We start from the raw sequence: 24880 nt of genomic DNA, 5'->3' as shown, positions 1-24880 counted from the left end.
GCGACACACGAGGTTCGAACTCGTGACCTCAACCTTGGCAAGGTTGCGCTCTACCAGCTGAGCTAGTGTCGCATATTCTCATAAGAGAATTGGTTGCGGGGGCCGGATTTGAACCAACGACCTTCGGGTTATGAGCCCGACGAGCTACCAAGCTGCTCCACCCCGCGTCCGTACTGTCGAAAGAACCATTTGATAATTGCCTTTCGAGGCTGCGCATTATACGAGGAAAATTTACGGATGCAATAGATCTTCAAAAAAATCCGCAGATTTCCCCCCAAGCGACTATTTTACCATCAAATAGTGAAAATATGCTCACGATAGTAGCGCAATTCAGCGATCGAATCACGAATGTCATCCAGAGCTAAGTGACTACCCTTCTTGGAAAATCCATTAAGCAGCTCCGGCTTCCAACGCCGAGCCAGCTCTTTTAACGTGCTAACGTCCAAATAACGATAATGGAAGTACTGTTCCAACTCAGGCATGTGCTTATACAGGAAACGACGATCTTGACCGATGCTATTACCACAGATAGGAGAAGCCCCTTTAGGTACCCACTGCTCCAGAAATGCAATGGTCTGACGAACGGCCTCTTCCTCGGTAATGTTACTTTGGCGGATCCGTTCAACAAGTCCGCTGTTGGTATGGGTTGTCGTGCACCACTCATCCATTTTGGCCAGTTCCGCTTCAGGCTGATAAATTGCCAGAACCGGTCCCTCCGCCAAAATATTGAGCTGAGCATCTGTCACTATGGTTGCGATTTCAATGATTTGATGTGTTTCTGGATCCAATCCAGTCATTTCCAAATCAATCCAAATAAGGTTCTGATCGCTGATCGTCATCGGATATTGCCTATTTTGTGAGTAAACCATGTATGATAATACCAAACGGAGGCGCTGTCTGAATCCCTACCGGACCAGATAATCACTCCAAAGGGTAATTTACCGTAAGCCAACTCAACTGAACGATATTCTTGTGGCAAAAAAGAAAAAGCTCACCAAAGGTCAGAGCCGTCGCGTACGCTCTAACCAAAATAAACGACTTCGTCGTGATAAAGATGACGTCCAGTGGGACGAAACTCTGCTGGAATCTGCACGTGAAGGCCTAGTGATCACTCGCTTTGGCCAGCATGCCGATATCGAAGACCCTGAAACCGGGACAATCCACCGCTGCAACCTGCGCCGAAGCATCCAGAGCCTGGTATCGGGTGACCGAGTCGTCTGGCGTCCGGGCGTCGAAGCACTTCAGGGGATCGCTGGTGTCGTCGAGGCCGTTCACGAACGTGAATCGATGTTAACCCGTCCCGACTACTATGATGGGGTAAAAGCCGTTGCAGCCAACGTGAACCGTATCATCATAGTGTCAGCCGTGTTGCCGGAACTTTCTCTGAACATTATCGATCGCTATCTGATAGCGGCCGAAACGGTAGGGGTCGAGCCGCTGATCGTTCTCAATAAGGTCGACTTGCTGGATACCGAAAACCGCCAGCAAGTTGAGCAAGTTCTATCTTTGTACCAAGATATTGGTTACCAGCTTCGCTATGTCAGTACCGATACCGGCGAAGGGATGGACGTGCTGAAAGAAGACTTGAAAGGCCATGTCAGCATCTTTGCCGGCCAGTCTGGGGTCGGCAAGTCAAGTATGGTCAATGCCCTGATGCCAGAGGTCGATGCAGAGATCGGAGACGTTTCCGAAAACTCCGGTCTGGGCACACATACCACGACGGCAGCACGCCTGTACCATTTCCCAGAAGGTGGCGACTTGATCGACTCACCGGGAGTCCGTGAGTTTGGCCTTTGGCATCTGGAGCCAGAGCAGGTCACCGAGGCCTTTGTCGAGTTCCGTGAATACCTGGGCGGATGTAAATTCCGCGACTGCAAACACGGCGACGATCCGGGCTGTATCATTCGGGAAGCCATGGAAGCAGGCAAAATCAGCCAAGAGCGCTACGACAGCTACCACAAAATCATTGATAGCATGTCAGAAAACGTAGCCAACCGTCAGTTTTCCCGCAACAAACCTGATTAAGATCCCATCCCCTGGCAACAGGGGATAGTTCTCTCGCCTCAATCACAATCTGCAATTAACTGACTTTCCGCCGTCTTTTAGGTATCATTCTTGGTTCGAGTTATTCTTAAGATGTTATAAGAGTAACCAAGTTGTTGATTGGTTGACACTTTCTGGAAAACATACCGTGCAAGATAATCTCAAAATCGGCCTGCAGTACTGCGCGCCCAAACATGCTCTGACCCGTATAGCGGGTAAGCTGGCTTCGTTAAAAGCTGGCATGGTGACCACCGCTGTCATTCGCTGGTTTATCGGCCGATACAAGGTTGATATGTCTGAAGCACGTAACCCAGATCCGGCGGCTTACGCGACCTTCAACGACTTCTTTGTCCGCGAGCTCAAGGACGGTGCCCGTCCAATCAATGACGAGGCCGATATCATCTCCCATCCGGCAGATGCCTGTGTAAGCCAGTTCGGTCCAATCACAGAAGGGCGTCTATTCCAGGCCAAGGGCCACTACTTTGATGCCGTCGAACTGCTGGGCGGAGACGAAACACTGGCAGACGAATTCAAGGACGGCGACTTTGCCACCCTGTACCTGTCGCCACGTGACTACCACCGTGTCCACATGCCATGCGACGGAACCCTGCGCCAGATGATTTACATCCCGGGCGACCTGTTCTCAGTCAACCCACTGACGGCTCAGAATGTACCAAATCTGTTTGCCCGCAATGAACGTGTCGTATGTGTCTTCGATACCGAGCACGGTCCGGTTGTCCAGATCCTGGTTGGTGCCACTATTGTCGGTAGCATCGAAACCGTATGGGCAGGTACCGTTACCCCGCCAACCGGTCCTGATGTCCGTCGATGGGATTATCCGGCAACCGGCGATCAAGCTGTTGTGCTGAAAAAAGGCGACGAAATGGGCCGCTTCAAACTGGGCTCGACAGTGATCAACCTGTTCCCGAAAGACATGATCCGCTTTGTCGAAGAGATGCAGCCAGAGCAGCCGACCCGCATGGGTGAACCCTATGCCAAGGTAAATGCTCAGCAGTTGGCAACAGAAGAAGCGTAACCACTTAACATTTTTGAATAAAAGGGGCCGTATGAGCCCCTTTTTTAGTGCGAAAAATAGACCCTGTCGTAGAAATCTCAAGCGCTCAAATAGTATGCTGATTTGCAGTCCATAACTATAAGCAAACCAACATACTATGAAGAAGATATCCATTGCGCAGCTGGTCAAGCTGCTGATCGCCTTCGGGATACCGCTTGGTATATTGATGCTCCCTATCGACGTCATCCCGATAGACGGTCTGACCCTCATCCAGCATCGACTGCTGGCCATTTTTGCCCTCGCCGCACTACTCTGGGTACTCGAACCGGTACCGGTTTTCGCAACGTCCATACTCATCATTGCCCTTGAGTTGATCATGATCTCCGATAAAGGGCTTCACTTGTTCCGCTCCAGCGTAGACGGACACGAAATGGGCGAGATGATGAAATACACTGATATCTTCAGCGCCTTTTCATCGCCGATTATTATTCTGTTCATGGGTGGCTTTGCGCTGGCGATTGCCGCCTCCAAGTATGAGCTGGATAACAACCTCGCCCGAGTTTTGCTCAAACCTTTCGGTACCCAGCCAAAATTTATCATGCTTGGCCTGATGCTCATTACTGCCGTATTCTCTATGTTCATGTCTAATACGGCGACGACGGTAATGATGTTGGCCCTACTGGCACCGATTGTCGCTTCTGTTCCCAAGGGAGATATCGGGATTAAGGCTCTGGTATTGTGCATCCCGATAGCGGCGAATACCGGCGGCATCGCCACCCCAATCGGGACACCACCCAATGCCATTGCCCTGCAGTATCTCACCGGTGAGCATAGCATCAGCTTCCTTGGCTGGATGATGATAGGCCTGCCGTTTGTTATCTTGCAGCTGGCATTTGCCTGGTGGCTGTTACAAAAACTGTTTCCGTCGACCCAGCAGCAAATGGAACTCAAACTTGAGGGCCGCTTCCAGAAGAGCTGGCAGGCCATTGTGGTTTACATCACGTTTGCCCTGACCATCATCATGTGGATGACCACCTCGCTGCACGGCATGAACACCTATGTTGTCTCCATTATTCCACTGGCGGTGTTTACCCTGACCGGGATCATGGGCAAGGAAGAGCTGAAACTGATCAACTGGGATGTTCTGTGGCTGGTCGCCGGTGGTATTGCTATTGGTCTCGGTCTGGACAAAACCGGATTGGCAGCGGCACTGGCGCATGCTATCGACTATGATGCCCTTTCACCTATTGCCGTCGTGCTGACCCTGTCGATTATCTGTTGGCTAATGGCTAACTTCATGTCCAACACAGCCACCGCCAACCTGCTGATGCCCATTGCTGCGGCAGTTGCTGCCTCTATGGAAAGCCTGGCTTCGATGGGAGGCCTGCAGGGCGTGCTGGTTGTCGTTGCCTTCTCGGCTTCTCTTGGGATGATTTTACCGGTCTCTACACCACCGAACTCACTGGCCTATTCGACCGGACTCATTGAGAGCAAAGACATGGCCAAAACCGGGGTGATTATCGGCCTGGTCGGTCTTATCGTCGTCTATGCCGGAGCCCTGGTCCTGACCTAAAGCCACGCACCATAAACACGCACCATAAACACGCACCACACTCGATCCACCAGTGAAGGCAGCTTGGCTGCCTTCGCATTTTCTACGCCTTCCAGCGTCTTTAGTATTTATTTGCCACTACGATCACATTATTTTCGCAGCAGGTTGATGAGGATTATCTTCTAAAGGCCGATATAACTACCAAGAGATACCATAACAACAACTCTTCCCACTGAGTCATACCCACATATCTATAAATCTGGCCACACGTGAGAGTCCAAGATGAAATATACGATCAAGCTAAAAATACAGGTCGCAATAGCCGCAATTATTGCCTCAGTCAGTGCCGTGCAGGCCTGGATATCCATCAGCCAGCTGCAACAGGAAACCACTACGGAAGTTAGCAACCAGATGCGAGATATCGGCCAGGCCACCAGCCGCTATATAGCCGACTGGCTCGATACCCGCAGTGATATGATGCTGGCGAACGAACCTTTAATAGCCAACCAGGACAACGTTGATCGCGAGCTACTGCTGACCAAGCGTGCCGGTCAGTTCCTGTCGGTCTATGCCGGGTTCAGCGACGGCAGCATTGCGTACGGTGACAAAACGGAAGACTGGCCCGCCGACTACGATCCTCGCTCTCGTCCCTGGTACCAGGATGCAATCAATGCCGGAGAACTGGTACTCACAGAACCGTACCAGGATTTTGACGGCAGTATCGTCGTCAGCTTTGCCAAAGCTTTTCAGGGTAACCACCAAGGTGTTCTCGCCGCCGATCTGACCGTTAGCCATATCATTGATCAGGTGCTGAACCTAAAACTGGAACACAACGGCTTTGCCTTTCTAATCGACGGCAACCACAACATTGTCGCCTACCGCGATGAAACACTTAGCCAGCAGCCCATCACGCAGCTAGACAGCGAGCTGACGACGGCGCTGTTCCGCCAGTTACAAAGTGAACAGAACATCCAAACTTTCACACTAGATAGCGACAGCCAGGAAAAGCTGATTTATGCCAGCCCGATTGCCGGCACAGACTGGACACTGGCACTGGTCGAAGATAAGTCACTGGCCTTCGCCTCCATCGGCGAGCAGATCAAGTTCATTGTTCTGGCTTCAGTCATGCTTTACCTGGTTATCTCGGTGATAGCCACTATGATCATCAACAGCCTGCTGCGCCCGCTTAACAACCTTAACCAGTCTGTCAGTCAGCTGGCACAGGGCAGCGGTGATCTGACACAACGCATCGCCATCGAGCGAATGGATGAGATTGGCGAGCTGGCCGATAATATGAATCGCTTTCTCGCCCAGCTGCAGACCATGATCAAAGGTGTCGTCAATCACTCTCAGGATCTGGGCCAATATGCCGAGCGTTCAGCCCAGCTCAGCAACCTTGCCTCACAGCGAGTCAGCGAGCAGCAAAATGATGTCAACCAAATTGCCACTGCCATTCATGAAATGTCCGCCACATCCGGCGAAGTGGCCAACCATGCCGAGATGACAGCCGCTGCCGCACAGGCATCAACCTCGGCCTGCGAGCAGGGTCAGGACGTTATCGGCCAAAACCGGAATGCTATTACCTCACTGGCCAACCAGGTTCAGGATGCTGCCAATGTGATCCATGAGCTGGAAAACAACGCTCAGGGCATCAACCAAATCCTGTCCACCATTCAGGGCATTGCCGAGCAGACCAACCTGTTGGCACTGAATGCAGCGATCGAGGCCGCGCGTGCCGGCGAACAGGGACGAGGTTTTGCCGTCGTGGCCGATGAGGTCCGGGTCCTCAGCCAGCGCACCCATGACTCAACCGAAGAAATCCGCAGCATGATTGAGACCCTGCAACAAAACACCCAGCAGGCTGTCGACAGCATGCAAACCAGTACCGAGCTGGCCGATCAGAGCGTCGGTTATGCCGAAGCGGCCAGTGAGAGCCTGAACCAAATCACTCACACCATTACTGAGATATCGGACATGGCAACCCATATTGCCAGCGCCGCCGAAGAACAGCGGGCCGTGAGTGAAGATATCAGCCGTAATACCCAGGCCATCAAGGAGGTTTCGGATCATCTGGCAGAACAAACGGCCGAGGTCAGCCAGAGCAGTCGCGAAATGAACAGCTCTGCCGACACCATGCGCCAGGATGTCTCGCGCTTTAAGGTGTAAATACATTCAGCAGGTAAGCCTCTTCAAAGCCGCCTTTATTGGGCGGCTTTTTTCTGGGAGGTGCTAAACCTGTCGCATATCCGTAACCATTGTTTTCATTAACAACGCGATGAAATAAGAACTATTCGATATCGATGACAGTTTTTCCCATTACTTAAACTGACCTGAATAATCTTTGCTTAAATTGATCGGGTAACTTAAAACGTATAAAAAGGACAGTATCGTGAAAAAGCAAACACTATCAACAGTCGTACTTGCCATCGCGGCAACCTGGGTAACAACCTCTTTAGCTGCCGAATGGAGCTATACCGGTGAACATGGGGTCGAACACTGGGGAAAAACGTTCACCACATGTGGTGAAGGGGTCAATCAGACGCCTATCGATATTAATGCCACAACCCAAGCTGAACTGGTCCCTTTGCATATTGAATACAAAGGACAAGTCAGTGAGCTGACTAACAACGGCCATACTGTTCAGGCCAATGTGACAGCCGGCAGCTTTCTTAAGGTTGATGGAAAAACATTCGAGCTCAAGCAGTTTCACTTTCACACACCTTCCGAAAACTACCTGAAGAGCAAGCAGTTCCCTCTCGAGGCCCATTTTGTTCATGCCACTCCCGACGGACAACTGGCGGTTATCGGAGTCATGTTCGATACCGGGCCGCGCGCTAATGATCAGCTCAGTACGCTGCTCTCCACTATCCCCACCAAGGGGGAGACACAGTCGGTCTCTACCGCACTAAATCCCGCCGATTTCTTACCCAGAGAACGGGAGTATTATCGCTTCAACGGTAGCCTGACGACTCCACCCTGCAGTGAAGGAGTCCGTTGGTTTGTCATGAAAGATCACTTAACAGGCTCCGAACAGCAAATACAGGCACTGCATCAGGTCATGGGGGACAACGCCCGCCCACTTCAGCCAGTCAACGCCCGGTTAGTGCTTGAGTAGGAGCCAATACGGTAACACTTAACAGAACATGAAAATCTCTCATACCCAGTATGAAAAAATAGCTAGTTCCTTTATCAGCAGGCCTCCTTCCCTTGCGGTAAGATGAGCCGGCTACAGGCCCCGGAGCACTTCCGGTACCGACTTACTGACAGGGATAGTGATGCCACACGGAATTATTGGGTATGAATGGCTTACGCTCGGTGCTGCCTTGCTATGGGCACTGAGCAGCCTGATCTCTGTCGCCCCCGCCCGCCACCTTGGCGCTTTTGCCTATAGCCGCTGGCGGATGGCCTGCGTCACCCTGATGCTATCTGTCATGGCTATGTTTAACGGCGGCTGGGACAGCATGCAGTGGAACTATGCCTGGATCATGATCCTGTCTGGGTTGGTGGGGATTTTTATCGGCGATACGGCCCTGTTCTCCTGCTTTAACCGGATCGGGCCACGACGAGGCGGGTTGCTCTTTTCCTGCCATGCCGTATTTTCCGCCCTGCTGGGGATCTGGCTATTTAACGAAGTCTTGCTCGGCTGGAAACTGGCAGGCGGCCTGCTGGTTTTTCTCGGCGTCATCAGCGCCATCTTTTTTGGCCAGCAGAAAAGCCATGCCTGGGAAGAAATACAGGGCAAGCTCTGGATAGCTATCGCACTGGGATTGGTTGCCGCTTTATGCCAGTCTCTCGGGGCCGTCATCGCCAAGCCGGTCATGCAAACCAATATAGACCCAGTCGCCGCTTCCGCCGTCAGAATGGCCAGCGCATTCGGTGCCCATTTATTGCTGCGAATGAGTGGCGTCCCTATTTTTCGGCCGGTAAGGCCTATCTCCCTGCCCATTTTGACCATGGTTGCCGCCAATGGCTTTCTCGCGATGGCTGTCGGTATGACCTTGATTCTCTATGCACTGCGCTATGGCGATGTTGGCATGGTCGCCCTGCTCTCTTCAACGACACCCATCATGGTCCTGCCGTTGCTCTGGCTGCACACCGGCAGCATCCCCAACAAGAGTGCCTGGGTGGGAGCCTTTTTGGCTGTTATAGGCACCAGTTTAATCGTCGGCAGTTAGCACGCTTGCTGATGCCACCAATTGCAAGTGATAACCGTTTGCATTTAGTTGCGAGATTGCTTATAGTTTGAACCGCTTCGATAAGACGCCTTGAAATCCTAACTTGCCGCCTGTCGCTAGCCTAAAGATGTTTCCCCCAGCTTCCTGCAAATAAGTCAGGGAGTAAACTCCGTTTCAACTGGCGAAGAAACGGTATAACCAGGCAGCAGTGTCGGCAACCCTCTGTACGATTCTGGTATCTGGTTGATAGCCCACATAAAAAGCGCGGCCTGGGCCGCGCTTCTTGTGCTAGATCATTTCTGGCAACACATCACCTGTTATCAGGCAATATTGATCGGAAATGCCGTAACATGATCAATATGATCCAGTTGCTGCGCCAGCATGATCAAACGATCCACGCCAAGCGCAACCCCTGCGCAATCAGGAAAACCTGCACGTAGGGACTCAACCAAATAGTGATCAATCGGCTGAGGTGGCAAACCCATTTTCAGGCGCTTGCGGTTATCTTCTTCAAAACGGGCCAATTGCTCGTCGCCATCAGCCAACTCATGGAAACCATTCGCCAGCTCAACCCCCTTAAAGTACACCTCGAAACGCTCAGCCACGCGCGGATCGGTAGGGTTAATTTGCGCAAGCGCAGCCTGGGAGGCTGGAAAGTCATATACAAAAGCAGGGACTTGCTGCCCTATTTTCGGCTCAACGCCGACACTGAACAGCAATTGCAACAAGGTATCGCGATCATCTTCGGGCTCGGCGATATCGTTCAGTCCCAACACCGATGCCGCCAGTTTCAGATCCGCCATACTGCCCTCCAGCGGACAAACCCCCAGTATATCGACAAACGCCTGCTGGTAAGTCATTCGTACAGCCTGATCCGAGCCCAGCACCAACTGCAGTAACTCATCCATTTCATCCATCAAAGCGTGATGGTCAAACCCCGGGCGATACCACTCCAGCATCGTGAATTCAGGGTTGTGGAACCGGCCAGACTCTTCGTTTCGAAATGACTTACAGATCTGATAAATAGGGCCACTGCCCGCGGATAATAACCGCTTCATGTGAAATTCAGGACTGGTCATCAGGTACAGCGTCTGTCCTTTAGCATAACCCGGCCCGACAAACTCAGTCTGGAAAGTATGAAGATGAATATCCGTCACTGTTGCCTGGCTCATCGCTGGCGTATCAACTTCCAGCACCTCTCGGCGGGCAAAGAAATCACGAATTGTAGCGATAGTCGCCGCACGCTGTTTCAGCTGCGCGATTGAGGCTGTCGGTTGCCAGTTAAAGGTCATAGTCTACTTCTTTTCAGTCGGGAGAAATCAGTTGCGCATCAGTCTACCAAACTCCTTAATTCACCACAGCCACCATCCTTGTCCATACCACAAGAGCATCAGCCATAGTTGTGAAGAATTATGAATAGCCAAACATCATCACAGCGCGCCAATCACATCAAAACCGCCACCAAAACAACACCACTCAGCAACAACAACTACACCAAATGGAAATAAATACAACATTCTGTCACATCCAACTACCACTAATGATTTAGTTTCCTTTTTAAATGAGTCAGTTAACAACCAAGCACGAAACACACCGTTAATGAGCCAGAAACAATTCACACAAAATAAAACGGTCAATTAACAATCACAAAACATGACAACTTGTGACAATAATCACACTTTCTGTAATCACCTTATACTTTGGGGCTATTTCGATAAAAAAGCTGCGTCTAAATCAAATTTTCTATCGATATTGTTTCATAGAATGAAGTCAGGATTTCAAGGGAAAGTACGCGAAAGCGTACTTTTTTAAATTTTATCGTCTTACCTTCGGAGGATAGCTGTGAAGACTATTACCACAGATATCGCTGTAATCGGCGCAGGTGGTGCAGGCCTACGTGCTGCCATTGCTGCTGCAGAAGCAAACCCAGACTTAGAAATTGCACTAATTTCAAAAGTTTACCCAATGCGCTCTCATACCGTAGCTGCAGAGGGTGGCTCCGCTGCCGTCATCAAGGATGAGGATAGCTTGGATAATCACTTCAACGACACGGTTGGTGGTGGTGACTGGCTATGTGAACAGGACGTTGTTGAATATTTCGTAGAAAACGCGACTCGCGAGATGACCCAGCTGGAACAGTGGGGTTGTCCTTGGAGCCGTAAGGAAAACGGTGACGTTAACGTTCGCCGTTTTGGTGGCATGAAGGTTGAGCGTACCTGGTTCGCAGCCGACAAAACTGGCTTCCACATGCTGCACACCCTATTCCAGACGTCTATCAAATACACGCAAATCAACCGCTTTGACGAGTACTTCGTGGTTGATCTTCTGGTAGAAGAAGGCGAAGTACAAGGCCTGGTTGCTATTCACATGTCTGAAGGCGAGCTGGTTTGTATCAAAGCCAAGTCTGTTGTACTGGCAACCGGTGGCGCAGGTCGTGTATACAACTGCAACACCAACGGCGGTATCGTAACCGGCGACGGTATGGCAATGGCCTTCCGCCACGGTGTACCGCTTCGTGATATGGAATTCGTTCAGTACCACCCAACCGGCCTGCCTGGCACCGGTATCCTGATGACCGAAGGTTGTCGTGGTGAGGGCGGTATCATGCTGAACAAAAATGGCTACCGTTACCTGCAAGATTACGGCATGGGTCCAGAGACACCAATCGGTCAGCCTAAGAACAAATACATGGAACTGGGTCCACGAGACAAAGTTTCTCAGGCATTCTGGCACGAGATGCAAAAAGGCAACACTATCAAACACCCACTGGGTGATGTAGTGCACCTTGACCTTCGTCACCTGGGTAAAGAATACCTGCACGAGCGTCTGCCGTTCATCTGTGAACTTGCCAAAGCCTACGTGAACGTTGATCCGGCAGAAGAGCCGATCCCAATTCGCCCAACCGTGCACTACACCATGGGTGGTATCGAAACAGACAAGAACAACGAAACCCGTATCTCTGGCCTGTTTGCGGTTGGTGAATGTTCGTCTGTTGGTCTGCACGGTGCAAACCGTCTGGGCTCTAACTCACTGGCAGAGCTTGTAGTCTTCGGCCGCCTGGCGGGTGAAGGCGCGGCAAAACGTGCTGCGGAATTCAAAGGCTGGAACGAAGAGTCTATTGCCAAGCAAGTACAGGCGGTTCAAGACCGTATCGATACCCTGCTTTCTCAGGACGGTGACGAAAACTGGGCGGATATCCGTACAGAAATGGGTCACTCCATGGAAGCCGGCTGTGGTATCTATCGCCAGGAAGATTTGATGCAGGCAACGGTCGACAAGCTTGCCGAACTTCGTGAGCGTTACAAGAAGATCAGCATCAAAGACAAGGGCAAGGTATTCAATACCGATCTGCTTTACGCAATTGAAGTCGGTTACGGCCTGGAAGTTGCTCAGGCAATGGCTCACTCCGCGATCCTGCGTCGTGAATCACGTGGTGCACACCAGCGTCTTGACGACAACTGCACCGAGCGTGATGACGTGAACTTCCTGAAGCACTCGCTAGCATTCTACAACGGTGATCAAGCACCTCGCATCGAATACAGCGACGTGACAATCACCAAGTCTCAGCCTAAAGCCCGTCTATACGGTGCCGCGGCAGAAGAGGCAGCAGCGAAAGAAGCAGCAGAAGCGGCAGCGAATAAAGAGGAGCAGGCATAATGTCAGGCAACCGTATCCAAAAAGTTGAAATTCTGCGTTATGACCCAGAGAAAGATGCAGAACCGTACTTCGAGATGTTCGAAGTTCCGTTTAACGAAACCATGTCTGTGCTTGATGCACTGGGTTACATCAAAGATAACCTAGACAAGGATCTGGCTTACCGCTGGTCTTGCCGTATGGCTATCTGTGGTTCTTGCGGCATGATGGTCAACAAGGTGCCAAAACTGGCCTGTAAGACCTTCCTGCGTGACTACCCGAACGGCCTGAAGATCGAAGCGCTGTCTAACTTCGCGATCGAGAAAGACCTGATTGTTGACATGACCCCGTTCATCGAGCGTCTGGAAGCGATCAAGCCTTACATCATCGGTAACGATCGTAAGCCTGAAGATGGTCCAAACAACCAAACCCCAGAGCAAATGGCGAAGTACAAGCAGTTCTCTGCCTGTATCAACTGTGGCCTGTGCTACGCGGCATGTCCTCAGTTTGGCCTGAACCCAGAGTTCATCGGCCCGGCGGCACTGACGCTGGCTCACCGCTACAACCTGGACAGCCGTGACAACGGTGCTGATGAGCGTATGAAGCTAATCAACGGCGAAAACGGTGCTTGGGGCTGTACATTTGTTGGTTACTGTTCTGAAGTTTGTCCGAAGAGCGTCGATCCTGCCGCTGCGGTAAACCAGGGCAAAGTGGAATCATCTAAAGATTTCGTTATTGCGATGATCAAACCTCAGGAGGCATAAGGATGAGCAATCGTAAACCTTACGTTCGCGAAATGAAGCGTACCTGGTGGAAGGATCATCCTTTCTACCGCTTCTACATGGTACGTGAAGCAACTGTATTACCGTTGATTTTCTTCACTATCTGCCTGACTTTCGGTCTGGGTAGCCTAGTGAAGGGCCCTGAAGCATGGGCGGGCTGGCTAGAATTTATGGCTAACCCAGTCGTTGTGGTTCTGAACATTCTGGCTCTGGCAGGCAGCTTGTTCCACGCGCAAACTTTCTTCAGCATGATGCCTCAGGTGATGCCTATCCAGATCAAAGGCAAGAAGCTGGATAAGAAAGTTGTTGTTCTGGCTCAGTGGGCGGCAGTTGCTGCAATCTCACTGTTCGTTCTAGTACTAGTTTAAGGAGAACCACGTGGTTAATCTAAATCCTAAACGTTCTGACGAGCCAGTATGGTGGGGTCTGTTCGGTGCTGGCGGTACTTGGTTTGCAATGCTGACACCTGTGACTGTACTGGTACTGGGTATCATGGTTCCACTGGGCATGCTTGATGCCGAAGCAATGAGCTACGAGCGCGTATCAGGCTTCGTGACCAGCATCATCGGTGCACTATTCACGATTGCGACACTGGCACTTCCAATGTGGCACGCGATGCACCGTCTGCACCACGGTATGCACGACCTGAAATTCCACACAGGCGTGGCGGGTAAGGTAGCGTGTTACGCTTCTGCCTTCCTGGTATCTGCACTGGCGGTTATCTTTGTCTTCATGATCTAATCTCAAGACAAGAAATGACCGTTACAAAAAAGCACCGCACGAGCGGTGCTTTTTTTATTCATGCTCTTGAGCCAGCATTATTTCTTCGGGTTCGACTCGGCCATTTTCTGGCTCTGCTCTAAAATACCTAACGCCCCGAAACCTGTGATCACATCAAGGTTGGTGGTTAGCTTTCCGCCTTCACTGCCGCCAAAATAGTTATTAGGCATCTGCACCTGGTAGTTCTTCAGGTTCTGGTACAGCGCCGTCGAGACATCGCGGTTCAGCTCGGCCAGATACACATCACGGTTCGCACCGTAGGCATCATATTTCGCTTTCAGGATCTCCGCTTCCGCACGACCCTTGGCCAAAATCGCCTTCGCTTCATACTCTGCAGAAAGCGCATTGGCCTTTTGGATTTCGAGGTTTGCCTGAGCGATCGCCAACTCTTTCTCTTTGTCTACCTCAGCCAGGCGTTTCTTTTTCTCGACCTCGACAATTTCCCGTTCCGCTATCTGGCGGGCAACTTCGACTTCTTTTTGCTGGGCAATAATCGCCAGCTCTTTGTTACGCTGGGCATCCTGTACCTCACGGGTACGCTGGATTTCTTTGCGCAACTGTTCGGTTTCGGCCTGCGCCTTTGAGGTTTCCTGCTCCTGGATGGCACGAATACGATCGGCAACCAGACGCTTCTTATCCATTAGCAGCTTGTTCAATTGGTCTTCCGGCTTCGGATCACCGATTGTCACCTGGGTAACGGCAATACCGTATTGTTGTAGCGGGTTGTTCTGGCGCTCGGGGTTACCCTGCGCATCCAATACCGGTACTGTCTTCCAAACCAGCTGCTGGGTACGCTGCAGCTGATTAGAGTTGGACTGATTGACCCCAACCGGTGCCAAGTCAATCTGCTCGACCTCGACCTGGCGACGCTCTGTCATGTAAATACCGTCACGAAGCTGATCCCCCAGCTTAGACTTGAACTGGTTAAGCCCGCCCTGGAAAAACTCTTCCCCGGTGTATTGGGTTGCGGTGATCACTGTAACATTGCGGGCATTTTTAACCAGCAAGGCATCAATCAAATTGCTGTTGTTGCGAAACTCTCGGTGCATTTTTTTCACCGATTCAGGGTCAAGCGACAGCTTGAAACGGAAAGTTACGGGAATATTGCCAATATAGGTATCGGCAAAGCGTACCTGGATCGGAGGCAGGCGCTGGTAGAAGTCTTCACCCGTCGTATTACCATAAGAGACGGTAATCACCTGATCATATTTAGTGATCTTAGACAAGAATGGCATCCGGAAGTGAATCCCCGGCTCGTTAAACACGTCCAGCTCACCCGTCACGTTGTTCTGATGCACGTAGGTATAACCGGCATCAGTCATTAGAACGGAGCTGTTAACGAGACCAATCAGTGCTGATACGCCGAGAACTCCCCCCACGACTGGCAATGATATTTTCTTCTTTAATGTTGTGCTTGCTTGCGGCTTAAAATCCATTTCTTCGTTTACCTAGCTATATTGTTGTTGTGAATCAATAAATAGAAACGATTCTAACAACAAATACAACCAGCTTCATAAAGACAATGCCAACAAACTAATATTACTGATTTTGCTTAAGTTACAGGCAACAAAAAAGGCCGCCGAGGCGACCTTTTTTCAACAGTAGGCAGTGATTACTTCACACGGCCTACGTATTCAGCGCTACGCGTATCAACTTTGACTACTTCGCCAATCTGAATGAACAGTGGTACACGTACTACAGCACCTGTAGTTAGTGTTGCAGGCTTACCACCTGTACCCTGAGTATCGCCTTTCAGACCTGGATCAGTTTCAACCACTTCCAGCTCAACAAAGTTAGGTGGAGTCACAGTGATTGGGTTACCGTTCCACAGCGTCAGCGTACAAGTATTGTTCTCTACCAGCCACTTCGCATTATCACCAACAGCTTTAACATCTGCAGCAAGCTGCTCGAATGTTTCGTTATTCATGAAGTGGTAGAATTCACCATCGTTGTACAGGTAATCAAGATCGATATCGATTACGTCTGCAGCTTCAACCGACTCACCAGACTTGAAAGTCTTTTCAAGCACCTTGCCTGAAAGTAGCTTACGGATCTTAACGCGGTTGAACGCCTGGCCTTTACCAGGCTTAACAAATTCGTTTTCGATAATGACACATGGTTCATTATCTAGCATAATTTTCATTCCGCCGCGGAATTCATTGGTGCTGAAAGACGCCATTTCTATCCTCTTAACATCTTCGAGTTGTATTTAATGCCGCATATAATAACCCGAAACGCATCAACTGTTGAGCAAAACTGGCTCAATGATCTAGCGAATGCGATATCCGATCCCTTTCTGCTGCTCAAAACCCTGGAAATTGATCCGACTCCCTGGGAATCAGGCCTCGCTGCCCGGAAATTATTTGCGCTCCGTGTTCCTATGAGCTTTGTCGAAAGAATGGAAGTTGGCAACCCCTACGACCCGTTACTGCGGCAAGTACTCCCGCTCGAAGAAGAGTTCGAGGTACATAGCGGTTATTCCCTCGATCCGCTGGAAGAGCAGGACAATGCCATTCCCGGCCTACTGCACAAATACAAGAACAGGGTGTTGATGATTGTAAAAGGAGGCTGCGCGGTCAACTGCCGCTACTGCTTCCGCCGTCATTTCCCCTACGAGGACAACAAGGGCAGCAAGCGCCACTGGCAGACCGCACTCGACTATATTGCAACCCAGCCCGAGGTCAACGAGGTCATTCTTTCCGGCGGTGATCCTCTGATGGCCAAGGATCATGAGCTGCAGTGGCTGATCGAAAGGATCGACCGGATCCCGCATATCAAACGTCTTCGGATCCACTCTCGCCTGCCCGTGGTACTTCCGGCACGTATTAACGGACAACTGTGCATGCTGCTTAAGCAAAGCCGATTGCAGACTGTTCTGGTGACTCACATCAACCATGCCAACGAAATCAATGACGAATTTCGCCAGGCGATGACCAAACTCAAGCAGGCCAATGTCACGCTACTCAACCAAGGTGTTCTGCTAAGAGGGGTGAATGATTCGGTCGGAGCCCTCTCGCAACTGAGCGAGGCTCTGTTTGGTGCCGGTATCCTGCCCTACTACCTCCATGTACTGGACAAGGTACAGGGAGCAGCGCACTTCATGGTCGATGACGAGCAGGCGCGCAGACTCATCGCGGGGCTCCTGGAGAATGTTTCGGGCTATCTGGTTCCCCGCCTGACCCGAGAAATTGGGGGAAGAAACAGCAAAACCCCGCTTGATCTTCACCTCGAGTAATCTCCCTGTTAGTCCCACCTAACTCGATGGGTTTGCACGATTAGTAGCGCAAACCCATTTTCAGCATCTCCCTATCTACCCACCTCTTATCTCCGCCCCTTCTCTCAGCAAAACGTAGAAAAAAACAGCGAACGACGCCCGTCTACTTAAGTGCTTTGAGTGATATGTCGCATATTGTCCATGCAACACAATTATGGAACGAATATCACATGATAAGAAGCAACTAACAAAATGAACCTTAAAACTAAATTATCGGCATGTTTTGCAGCTCTCTCACTCATCATCATCCTGGTGCTATCCACTTTTTCCTACCAGGCTTTGCAAAACAGAACCATTAGCAGCCTGAATACAGAGCTGACAACGGCAGCCCATGCCACCAATAAAATAATCGGTGACGGGCGACATGATCACCTGGACAAAGCCGGCAGCAATTACGACGACATTTCCCGCAACCTGACCAGCTTTACCCAGGCCTCAGATTTGGATTGGGCCTACTCGACCGTAATGAAAAACGGTCGGGTGTATTACACCTATATCAACCAAACCGATGACGAGGCACGCTCAGGTCGCTACCAAAACTGGTACCTGGAAGAATACAAGATCGTGCCGAAAATGCTGCACAAGGCCTTTGCCACCCAGCAAGTTCAATTCGAAGAATACCAAGGTGAATACGGCAGGTACCGCTCGATTTTCGTTCCGTTTCGCACACAGGCAGGCGACACCTATGTCATCGGTGTCGATGTCTCCCTGAGTGAAGTCGATGCCATGATTGAAGGTGAACTTAAGCTGGTCTGTATCACTGCAGTGATCGTTATGGCTCTGGCTCTGATTGTCGCCCGTCTTTTTGCCAATCGTCTTGTCGCGCCGATTAATGCCCTCAATGCCGTACTGCTCAACATTGCCAATGGAGACTGGAACCTAACCCAGCAAGTACCGGTAACCAGCAAAGACGAAGTCGGCACCATGTCGCAGTCATTCAACACTTTTATGATCGCCTTGCGTGAGCGCCTGCTGGAAATCAACCAGTCCACAGACAGCGTTGCAGCCGTTAGCACCCAGCTCGACACTCTGATCCAAGCCGTTACCGAACGCTCCGTCGAACAGGCCGAGAATGTCGGCAACAGTGCAACCGCCATCGAAGAGCTGGCAACCAGCTCTCAGAGCATCTCGGAAGTGGTCACTCTCGCCAATCAAAAGATGACCCATTTCGAGCAACATACCCAGGACACTGTCGGGGCCATCAACCATGCCGTGACAGGCATGCAGAGTGTCCAACTCGAAACGAATACCGTTGCCGAAAAGCTTCACCAGCTTGATGGCCGTGCCAATGACATTAACTCCATTGTCGAGGTGATCAAAGATATCGCCGATCAGACCAATTTGCTGGCACTCAATGCCGCCATCGAGGCTGCCCGGGCCGGCGAGCAGGGACGCGGGTTTGCCGTCGTCGCCGATGAGGTTCGCCAGCTGTCAGAGCGCACAGCCAAGGCCACGGTAGAGATCGGCTCCATGATCAATACCATCCAGAGTGACACCAGCGGGGCCACCGACACCATGCAATCTGCCGTCGGACAGGTCGACAACTGCGTACAGCATGCCGATCAGGCCAATGAATCCCTCAACGGATTCCGTACTGAAATTACGTCGGTCACCGAAGGAATGGAAGAAATCACCGAATCCGTCAAGGAACAGGCTTTCGCCGCCGAGCACCTGTCATCCAATGTCGCCGCACTCAGCAGCAGCGCTGATGAGAACCGACTCTCGACCCAAGAAGCCCAGCAAGGGGTCGAGGAGCTCAAACGCCGGGCGACTGAACTGCGCAAAGTGGTGCAGCTGTTCACCCTATAACTTAACAGCCTTTTTAACCGTAAATAATAGGAAATACATTTTGAAACTGAAGCTTAGCCTCCTTGCTCTTGCCCTAACGGGCCACACTGCCGTTGAAGCCGCCCCTCTGCTGGTTGATTTTGACAACAGCGAACGCGAAGAGCGCATTCAATCAAGCAATGCATGGCTGGAAATCGATACCCAGGCTTTCTCAGGCAACATTCAGTTACTCCAGAATCAACTCAACGCCGAGACAAAAATCTGCGCCATCATGAAAGCCGACGCGTACGGCAATGGCATCGCAGGCCTGGTGCCGAGCATCATTGCCAATCAGGTACCGTGCGTGGGGATCACCAGCAACGAAGAAGCTCGCGTCGTACGTAAGCATGGCTATACCGGCAAAATCATGCGCGTGCGTGCAGCAAGCAAGAACGAGATCGAGGTCGGGCTGGAATACCAGATGGAAGAGTTAATCGGCACCAAGGCACAAGCCGACCAAATCATCGATATTGCCCGAGCCCACGGCACCACCATTCCTGTTCACCTAGCATTGAATACCTCAGGCATGGGTCGTAACGGCCTGGATCTGACAACTTATGAGGGGCAGGTAGAAGGAGTCGAGATCGCCGGCAACCCGAACCTGGAAATTGTCGGTATGATGACCCACTTCCCGAACGAAGGCCTTGAGGAAATCAAGCGCAAGGTCGATCGCTTCAAGGTAGAAACCCAGTGGTTGATGGACAGTGCCGGGCTTAAGCGTGAAGACATTACCCTTCACGTTGCCAACTCGTACATTACCCTGAACTTGCCAGAAGCTCACCTTGATATGGTTCGCCCGGGCGGCATGCTTTACGGTGATTACCCGGCGACGGCACCGTATCAGCGTATCGTCTCTTTCAAAACTCGCGTCGCATCGCTTCACCACTTCCCGGCAGGCAGCACCATCGGCTACGGCAGTACAAAAGTGTTAGAGCGCGACTCTGTTCTGGCTAACCTGCCTATCGGTTACTCTGATGGCTTTGCCCGCTCTTTAAGTAACAAGGCAGACGTACTGATCAACGGCCAGCGCGCGAAAGTGATGGGAATGGCGTCGATGAATACCACGATGGTCGATGTCACCGACATCATCGATGTACAGGCCAATGACGAAGTGGTTATTTTTGGCCACCAGGGCGCAGAGCACATCACTGGCGAAGAAACCGAAGAGAAAAGCGGTCGCATTCTACCGGAGCACTATACGGTTTGGGGAGCAACCAACCCACGTATCTACCGCTAAGGACGACCTCATCGACATTCAAGGCCAGCGTCATGCTGGCCTTTTTCTTGATAGCGATATTTCACACGTACAGCTTTGCCCGTCTAAAACAGCTAATTGATGCACCTTTCACCTCGCCACAAGACAAATGCAAAACATTAAGTTAAACGTCTGATTTTTATGGGCTTATTTACGTACAGCTTTTCTGGCTTTTTTCCTGACAAACTCAACATGCCTCTAAAAGGCTGCCGCAAGCCAAATGCTTCCTTCGAAATCACCGGGTTCAAGCAAATTCCCTTGTTCAGACGATAAAAAAATATCATCGCCATTTCGCTCGCTTTTCAGCCATTTCGGGCGCATAGTCGCGCTCCATTCAGCAGGATAGAAGGCAGCCAAACTTGTCTTGCTGAGCCTTTCTGACTATTGATAACGAGTAACGCAATGAAAATTGGCATTTTATCCCAGAACGAAAACCTGTATTCCACCCGTCGCCTGCGCCTAGCCTGCGAAGAGCGTGGCCACGAGGCAGTAATCATCAATGCACTGCGTTGTTATATGAATATCAACTCGGTACAGCCGTCGATTCACTTCGAGGGTAATGATTTAACCGGCTTTGATGCCATCATTCCCCGTATTGGTTCAGACATTACGTTCTATGGCTGCTCGGTACTGCGTCAGTTTGAAATGATGGATGTATTTTCGGTCAATCAGTCCATTGCGATTTCTCGTTCTCGCGACAAGCTGCGCTCACTGCAGCTGTTAAGTCGCAAAGGCGTCGGCATGCCTATCACCGGGTTTGCCAGCAAGCCCGACGATGTGCCCGATCTAATCAAAATGGTCGGTGGTGCGCCGTTGGTGATCAAGCTGCTTGAGGGTACCCAAGGAATTGGCGTCGTACTGGCAGAAACCCAAAAAGCGGCCGAGAGCGTGATTGAAGCCTTTATGGGCCTAAAAGCCAATATCATGGTGCAGGAGTTTATCGAGGAGGCCGGCGGTGCCGATATTCGCTGCTTTGTGATTGGCGACAAGGTGATTGCAGCAATGAAACGCCAGGCTGCCGACGGAGAGTTTCGTTCGAACCTGCACCGTGGCGGCAGTGCCGCTATCATCCGGATCAGCCCGGAAGAGCGTAAGACGGCCGTTGCTGCCGCCAAGGCGATGGGGCTCAATGTCGCCGGTGTTGACCTGCTGCGCTCAAAACGCGGACCACTGGTGATGGAAGTCAACTCCTCACCAGGGTTGGAAGGGATCGAAAGCGCGACAGGCAAAGACATTGCCGGCCTGATTGTCGAATACATCGAAAAGCATGCCGCCAAAAAAGGACGCCGCCGGCTACCGTTTCAATAAACCAGGAGAAAATGCAATGTGGCCTGACATTGCCCCCTTTGCGTGGCCTGCGCTAGTGAAATGCGGGATCTGCGGCGCACTGATCGGTTTGGAGCGCCAGCTACGAGGCAAGCCGGTGGGGATCCGTACATCGACCTTAATTATTGTCGGCACTTACTGCTTTATCACGCTCGGGCGAACACTGTCTGCCAGCAATGCCGACATTGCCCGCGTCATGGCCCAGGTGATCACCGGTATCGGCTTTCTCGGTGCCGGTGTGATGATGAACCGTGACGGCCAAATACACGGCGTGACATCAGCGGCTGTGGTCTGGATGCTGGCCGCGCTGGGCGTCACCATCGGGCTGGGCTATGGTCAGAGCGCGGTGATTATGACGGGTGTCATGATTGCGGTACTGCTCGGCGTCGACAAGCTGGAAAATAGCCTGCGCTTTCTGCGCAAGGGGGTTCACGCCCATTGGTCTGACCGTCGTCAGCGTAAACTGATGAAGCGCAATCCGCCTCAGCAGCAACCCGAGGGATAATCAGTACACCTTTTCCAGGAAAGTACAACTTAAAGCTGAGCAAAAATAGACTTTAAAACAAAGACAACCACACAATGTTTAAGTAATTGTTTTTATTGAAAATTAATTTGTTCAGCTTTTTTGGCTTTTATACTTTAAAGCTTACTACTATAAAAGTGCAGCAAACGCCGAGCACGCGTACAGCTTTTTACCTCAAAAACAGCTTTTATGTGAGCCAATGAGTCACCTAGATCTAACAACCCCAACTAAGTTCGTAAATAGCTGAATTTAAACAGTAAAAATAGCGTGCAGCTTTTCCTGCTTTTTCTCCAGAGAACCCTGCACAGCCTTTTTATGGCTTTTCCCTTCTCATATTGTCGAACATGATCAGCAAATAGAGCTTTGTTCAGCAAAAAGCAGAACAAAAGTAACACCATGAGCCAGAGACTCCAATATTAACGATAAACTATTGTTTTAAAACAATAATAATAAGCGTACAGCTTTTTAAGGAAATTTACGGATGAACTATTCGAGGAAAGAAAGTAGCCTTAGCCGTCAAGGAGGATAGTCGGTACGAAAGCATTTTGCCCCAAAAAGCTGCCGCCTCTTTGCAATATACGACAGGCACAAAAAAGCTGGAGACAGAGCTCCAGCTTTCAATCAATCTGCTAGTGCAGAAGGGAGTAATGGTTCAGCTCAAAGCAGCATTGTTCCAATGCTGCAAAGAGATGAGCGATTACGGCAATTACATCATGCCGCCCATACCACCCATGCCACCCATGCCGCCCATGTCAGGCATTGCAGGAGCAGAATCTTGTGGTAGGTCAGTAACCATCGCTTCGGTAGTGATCATCAGGCCAGCAACAGAAGCCGCAAACTGCAGTGCAGAACGCGTTACTTTTGTTGGGTCCAGGATACCCATTTCGATCATGTCGCCGTACTCGCCTGTTGCCGCGTTGTAACCGTAGTTACCTTCACCAGCACGTACGTTGTTAGCAACCACAGACTCTTCGTCACCGGCATTCTTGGTGATTTGACGAATTGGAGACTCCATAGCGCGTAGTGCAACACGGATACCTACGTTCTGCTCTTCGTTTGCGCCTTCAAGGCCTACAACTTTTGAAGCAGCACGGATAAGTGCAACACCACCACCAGCAACCACGCCTTCTTCTACCGCTGCACGCGTGGCGTGTAGGGCATCTTCAACACGGTCTTTCTTCTCTTTCATCTCAACTTCAGTGGCTGCGCCAACTTTAATTACCGCAACACCGCCTGCTAGCTTAGCAACACGCTCCTGAAGTTTTTCTTTGTCGTAATCTGACGTTGCTTCTTCAATCTGCTGACGAATTTGAGCAACACGGCCCTCAATCATCGCTTCTTCACCCATACCATCGATGATAGTGGTGTTTTCTTTAGTGATTGTTACACGCTTCGCCTGACCCAGGTCTTCAAGCTGAACTTTCTCAAGCTCCAGACCGATTTCCTCAGAAATCACTGTACCCGCTGTCAGTACCGCAATATCTTGCAGCATTGCTTTACGACGGTCACCGAAACCAGGTGCCTTAACAGCAGCTACTTTCACGATACCGCGCATGTTGTTCACAACCAGCGTCGCCAGAGCTTCGCCTTCTACGTCTTCTGCAATGATAAGCAGTGGACGAGACGCTTTCGCTACCGCTTCCAGAGTCGGCAGTAGTTCACGGATGTTAGAGACTTTCTTGTCAACAAGCAGGATGAATGGGTTTTCCAGATCAACTGAACCCGCTTCCTGGTTGTTGATGAAGTAAGGAGACAGGTAACCGCGGTCGAACTGCATACCTTCAACAACGTCTAGCTCATCGTGAAGAGCCTGACCTTCTTCAACCGTGATAACACCATCACGGCCTACTTTATCCATTGCTTCTGCGATGATGTTACCGACAGTCTCGTCAGAGTTTGCAGAGATAGTACCTACCTGAGCAATCGCCTTGGTATCAGCACATGGCACAGACAGTGTCTTTAGCTCTTCAACAGCAGCAATAACGGCTTTGTCGATACCGCGCTTAAGATCCATCGGGTTCATGCCCGCAGCAACTGCCTTAAGGCCTTCGTTAACGATAGACTGTGCAAGTACAGTCGCTGTCGTCGTACCGTCACCCGCCGCGTCGTTGGCTTGAGAAGCAACTTCTTTAACCATCTGTGCGCCCATGTTCTGGAACTTGTCTTCCAGCTCGATTTCACGCGCAACAGAAACACCATCTTTAGTGATAGTTGGTGCACCGAAAGATTTGTCCAGAACAACGTTACGACCCTTAGGACCCAGTGTTACTTTTACTGCGTCAGCTAGAACGTTAACACCTTCCAGCATTTTAACTCGTGCATCGTTACCAAATTTAACGTCTTTAGCAGCCATGTCTTTCTTCCTTTCTTAATTCTTTATTCGTAGTGATCGGATTATTCAACGATTGCCATGATGTCATTTTCAGACATGATCAGGACTTCTTTACCGTCGATCTTCTCAGACTTCGTGCCGTAGCCTTCAGCAAAGATCACAGTATCACCAACTTTAACGTCCAGCGGCTGTACCGTGCCGTTTTCTAGGATGCGGCCTTTGCCTACTGCCAGTACTGTACCGCGAGTAGATTTTTCAGCTGCAGAACCAGTTAGAACGATGCCGCCGGCAGATTTTGATTCAACTTCTTGGCGCTCAACGATAACTCGGTCATGTAAAGGACGAATGTTCATCGGTCGTCTC

General features: G+C 50.8%; 22 protein-coding genes and 2 tRNA genes. 15 read left to right on the top strand and 9 right to left on the bottom strand.

Annotated features, from left to right (window positions below; all coding sequences use genetic code 11):
* From L4D19_RS23415 to orn, 3 genes are all read right to left on the bottom strand, one after another.
* Positions 1-72 (bottom strand) — tRNA-Gly (locus tag L4D19_RS23415).
* 18 nt (positions 73-90) lie between these two features.
* A tRNA-Met gene (locus L4D19_RS23410) sits at positions 91-167 on the bottom strand.
* Between the two features lie 126 nt (positions 168-293).
* A complete protein-coding gene (gene orn / locus L4D19_RS23405; RefSeq protein WP_428454463.1) occupies positions 294-839 on the bottom strand; it encodes an oligoribonuclease in 546 nt (181 codons plus the stop codon).
* A 133-nt stretch (positions 840-972) separates the two neighbouring features.
* Here orn and rsgA point away from each other — a divergent pair, with 133 nt between their 5' ends.
* From rsgA to L4D19_RS23375, 6 genes are all read left to right on the top strand, one after another.
* Positions 973-2025: a small ribosomal subunit biogenesis GTPase RsgA gene (rsgA, locus tag L4D19_RS23400; protein ID WP_428454462.1), complete on the top strand. Its 1053-nt coding sequence runs from the start codon at positions 973-975 to the stop codon at positions 2023-2025.
* Between the two features lie 166 nt (positions 2026-2191).
* Entirely contained in the window at positions 2192-3079 is an 888-nt protein-coding gene (asd, locus tag L4D19_RS23395; RefSeq protein ID WP_428454461.1) for an archaetidylserine decarboxylase, read from the top strand.
* Between the two features lie 136 nt (positions 3080-3215).
* Entirely contained in the window at positions 3216-4631 is a 1416-nt protein-coding gene (locus L4D19_RS23390) for an SLC13 family permease (protein ID WP_428454460.1), read from the top strand.
* A gap of 261 nt (positions 4632-4892) precedes the next feature.
* Positions 4893-6776, top strand: a complete 1884-nt coding sequence (locus L4D19_RS23385; protein ID WP_428454459.1) for a methyl-accepting chemotaxis protein — start codon at positions 4893-4895, stop codon at positions 6774-6776.
* A gap of 223 nt (positions 6777-6999) precedes the next feature.
* Positions 7000-7725 (top strand): carbonic anhydrase, encoded by a 726-nt coding sequence (locus tag L4D19_RS23380; RefSeq protein ID WP_428454458.1) that lies wholly within the window; start codon positions 7000-7002, stop codon positions 7723-7725.
* Positions 7726-7900: 175 nt separating this feature from the next.
* On the top strand, positions 7901-8785 hold the full coding sequence (locus L4D19_RS23375; protein ID WP_428454465.1) for a DMT family transporter: 885 nt from the start codon (positions 7901-7903) through the stop codon (positions 8783-8785).
* Positions 8786-9105: 320 nt separating this feature from the next.
* Here L4D19_RS23375 and epmA read toward each other — a convergent pair whose 3' ends face one another.
* Complete coding sequence (epmA, locus tag L4D19_RS23370; RefSeq protein WP_428454457.1) at positions 9106-10077, bottom strand: elongation factor P--(R)-beta-lysine ligase; 972 nt, start codon at positions 10075-10077, stop codon at positions 9106-9108.
* Positions 10078-10627: 550 nt separating this feature from the next.
* On the opposite strand from epmA, the gene frdA reads away from it, so the two are divergent.
* The 4 genes from frdA to frdD are packed head-to-tail and all read left to right on the top strand — an operon-like array spanning position 10628 to position 13941.
* On the top strand, positions 10628-12442 hold the full coding sequence (gene frdA / locus L4D19_RS23365) for a fumarate reductase (quinol) flavoprotein subunit (protein WP_075768178.1): 1815 nt from the start codon (positions 10628-10630) through the stop codon (positions 12440-12442).
* Entirely contained in the window at positions 12442-13182 is a 741-nt protein-coding gene (locus tag L4D19_RS23360; RefSeq protein ID WP_075768179.1) for a succinate dehydrogenase/fumarate reductase iron-sulfur subunit, read from the top strand. The genes frdA and L4D19_RS23360 overlap by 1 nt, the downstream gene beginning before the upstream one ends.
* Before the next feature lie 2 nt (positions 13183-13184).
* Positions 13185-13568 carry a fumarate reductase subunit FrdC gene (gene frdC / locus L4D19_RS23355; protein ID WP_075768180.1) on the top strand — a complete coding sequence of 128 codons (384 nt, stop codon included), beginning with the start codon at positions 13185-13187 and terminating at the stop codon, positions 13566-13568.
* Between the two features lie 10 nt (positions 13569-13578).
* Positions 13579-13941 carry a fumarate reductase subunit FrdD gene (gene frdD, locus L4D19_RS23350; RefSeq protein WP_428454456.1) on the top strand — a complete coding sequence of 121 codons (363 nt, stop codon included), beginning with the start codon at positions 13579-13581 and terminating at the stop codon, positions 13939-13941.
* Positions 13942-14018: 77 nt separating this feature from the next.
* Here the strand turns inward: frdD and L4D19_RS23345 are convergent, their stop codons facing one another.
* Both L4D19_RS23345 and efp read right to left on the bottom strand, forming a co-directional pair.
* Positions 14019-15416: an SPFH domain-containing protein gene (locus L4D19_RS23345; protein ID WP_428454455.1), complete on the bottom strand. Its 1398-nt coding sequence runs from the start codon at positions 15414-15416 to the stop codon at positions 14019-14021.
* A 176-nt stretch (positions 15417-15592) separates the two neighbouring features.
* Entirely contained in the window at positions 15593-16159 is a 567-nt protein-coding gene (gene efp, locus L4D19_RS23340) for an elongation factor P (protein WP_075768197.1), read from the bottom strand.
* A gap of 33 nt (positions 16160-16192) precedes the next feature.
* Here efp and epmB point away from each other — a divergent pair, with 33 nt between their 5' ends.
* The 3 genes from epmB to alr all read left to right on the top strand — a co-directional run bounded on the left by epmB (position 16193) and on the right by alr (position 20318).
* Positions 16193-17215: an EF-P beta-lysylation protein EpmB gene (gene epmB, locus L4D19_RS23335; protein WP_428454454.1), complete on the top strand. Its 1023-nt coding sequence runs from the start codon at positions 16193-16195 to the stop codon at positions 17213-17215.
* A 231-nt stretch (positions 17216-17446) separates the two neighbouring features.
* The gene (locus L4D19_RS23330; protein ID WP_428454453.1) at positions 17447-19063 is read left to right on the top strand and encodes a methyl-accepting chemotaxis protein; all 1617 of its coding nucleotides are present in this window, start codon (positions 17447-17449) and stop codon (positions 19061-19063) included.
* A gap of 40 nt (positions 19064-19103) precedes the next feature.
* The gene (alr, locus tag L4D19_RS23325) at positions 19104-20318 is read left to right on the top strand and encodes an alanine racemase (protein WP_428454452.1); all 1215 of its coding nucleotides are present in this window, start codon (positions 19104-19106) and stop codon (positions 20316-20318) included.
* A gap of 216 nt (positions 20319-20534) precedes the next feature.
* Here the strand turns inward: alr and L4D19_RS23320 are convergent, their stop codons facing one another.
* The gene (locus L4D19_RS23320) at positions 20535-20657 is read right to left on the bottom strand and encodes a hypothetical protein (RefSeq protein ID WP_428454451.1); all 123 of its coding nucleotides are present in this window, start codon (positions 20655-20657) and stop codon (positions 20535-20537) included.
* A gap of 81 nt (positions 20658-20738) precedes the next feature.
* Here L4D19_RS23320 and rimK point away from each other — a divergent pair, with 81 nt between their 5' ends.
* Positions 20739-21644, top strand: a complete 906-nt coding sequence (rimK, locus tag L4D19_RS23315) for a 30S ribosomal protein S6--L-glutamate ligase (RefSeq protein ID WP_428454450.1) — start codon at positions 20739-20741, stop codon at positions 21642-21644.
* 16 nt (positions 21645-21660) lie between these two features.
* Complete coding sequence (locus tag L4D19_RS23310) at positions 21661-22167, top strand: MgtC/SapB family protein (RefSeq protein ID WP_428454449.1); 507 nt, start codon at positions 21661-21663, stop codon at positions 22165-22167.
* A gap of 724 nt (positions 22168-22891) precedes the next feature.
* On the opposite strand, the gene groL is transcribed toward L4D19_RS23310, so the two are convergent.
* Both groL and L4D19_RS23300 read right to left on the bottom strand, forming a co-directional pair.
* Positions 22892-24538, bottom strand: coding sequence for a chaperonin GroEL (gene groL, locus L4D19_RS23305; protein WP_075768201.1), 1647 nt, complete (start codon positions 24536-24538; stop codon positions 22892-22894).
* A 41-nt stretch (positions 24539-24579) separates the two neighbouring features.
* Complete coding sequence (locus L4D19_RS23300) at positions 24580-24870, bottom strand: co-chaperone GroES (RefSeq protein ID WP_075768202.1); 291 nt, start codon at positions 24868-24870, stop codon at positions 24580-24582.
* Positions 24871-24880: the final 10 nt, after the last annotated feature.

Source organism: Photobacterium kasasachensis (assembly GCF_050336885.1).
Lineage (GTDB): Bacteria > Pseudomonadota > Gammaproteobacteria > Enterobacterales > Vibrionaceae > Photobacterium > Photobacterium kasasachensis.
Note: the sequence above shows the minus strand (reverse complement) of the source record. Positions and strands in the feature narration are given on the sequence as shown.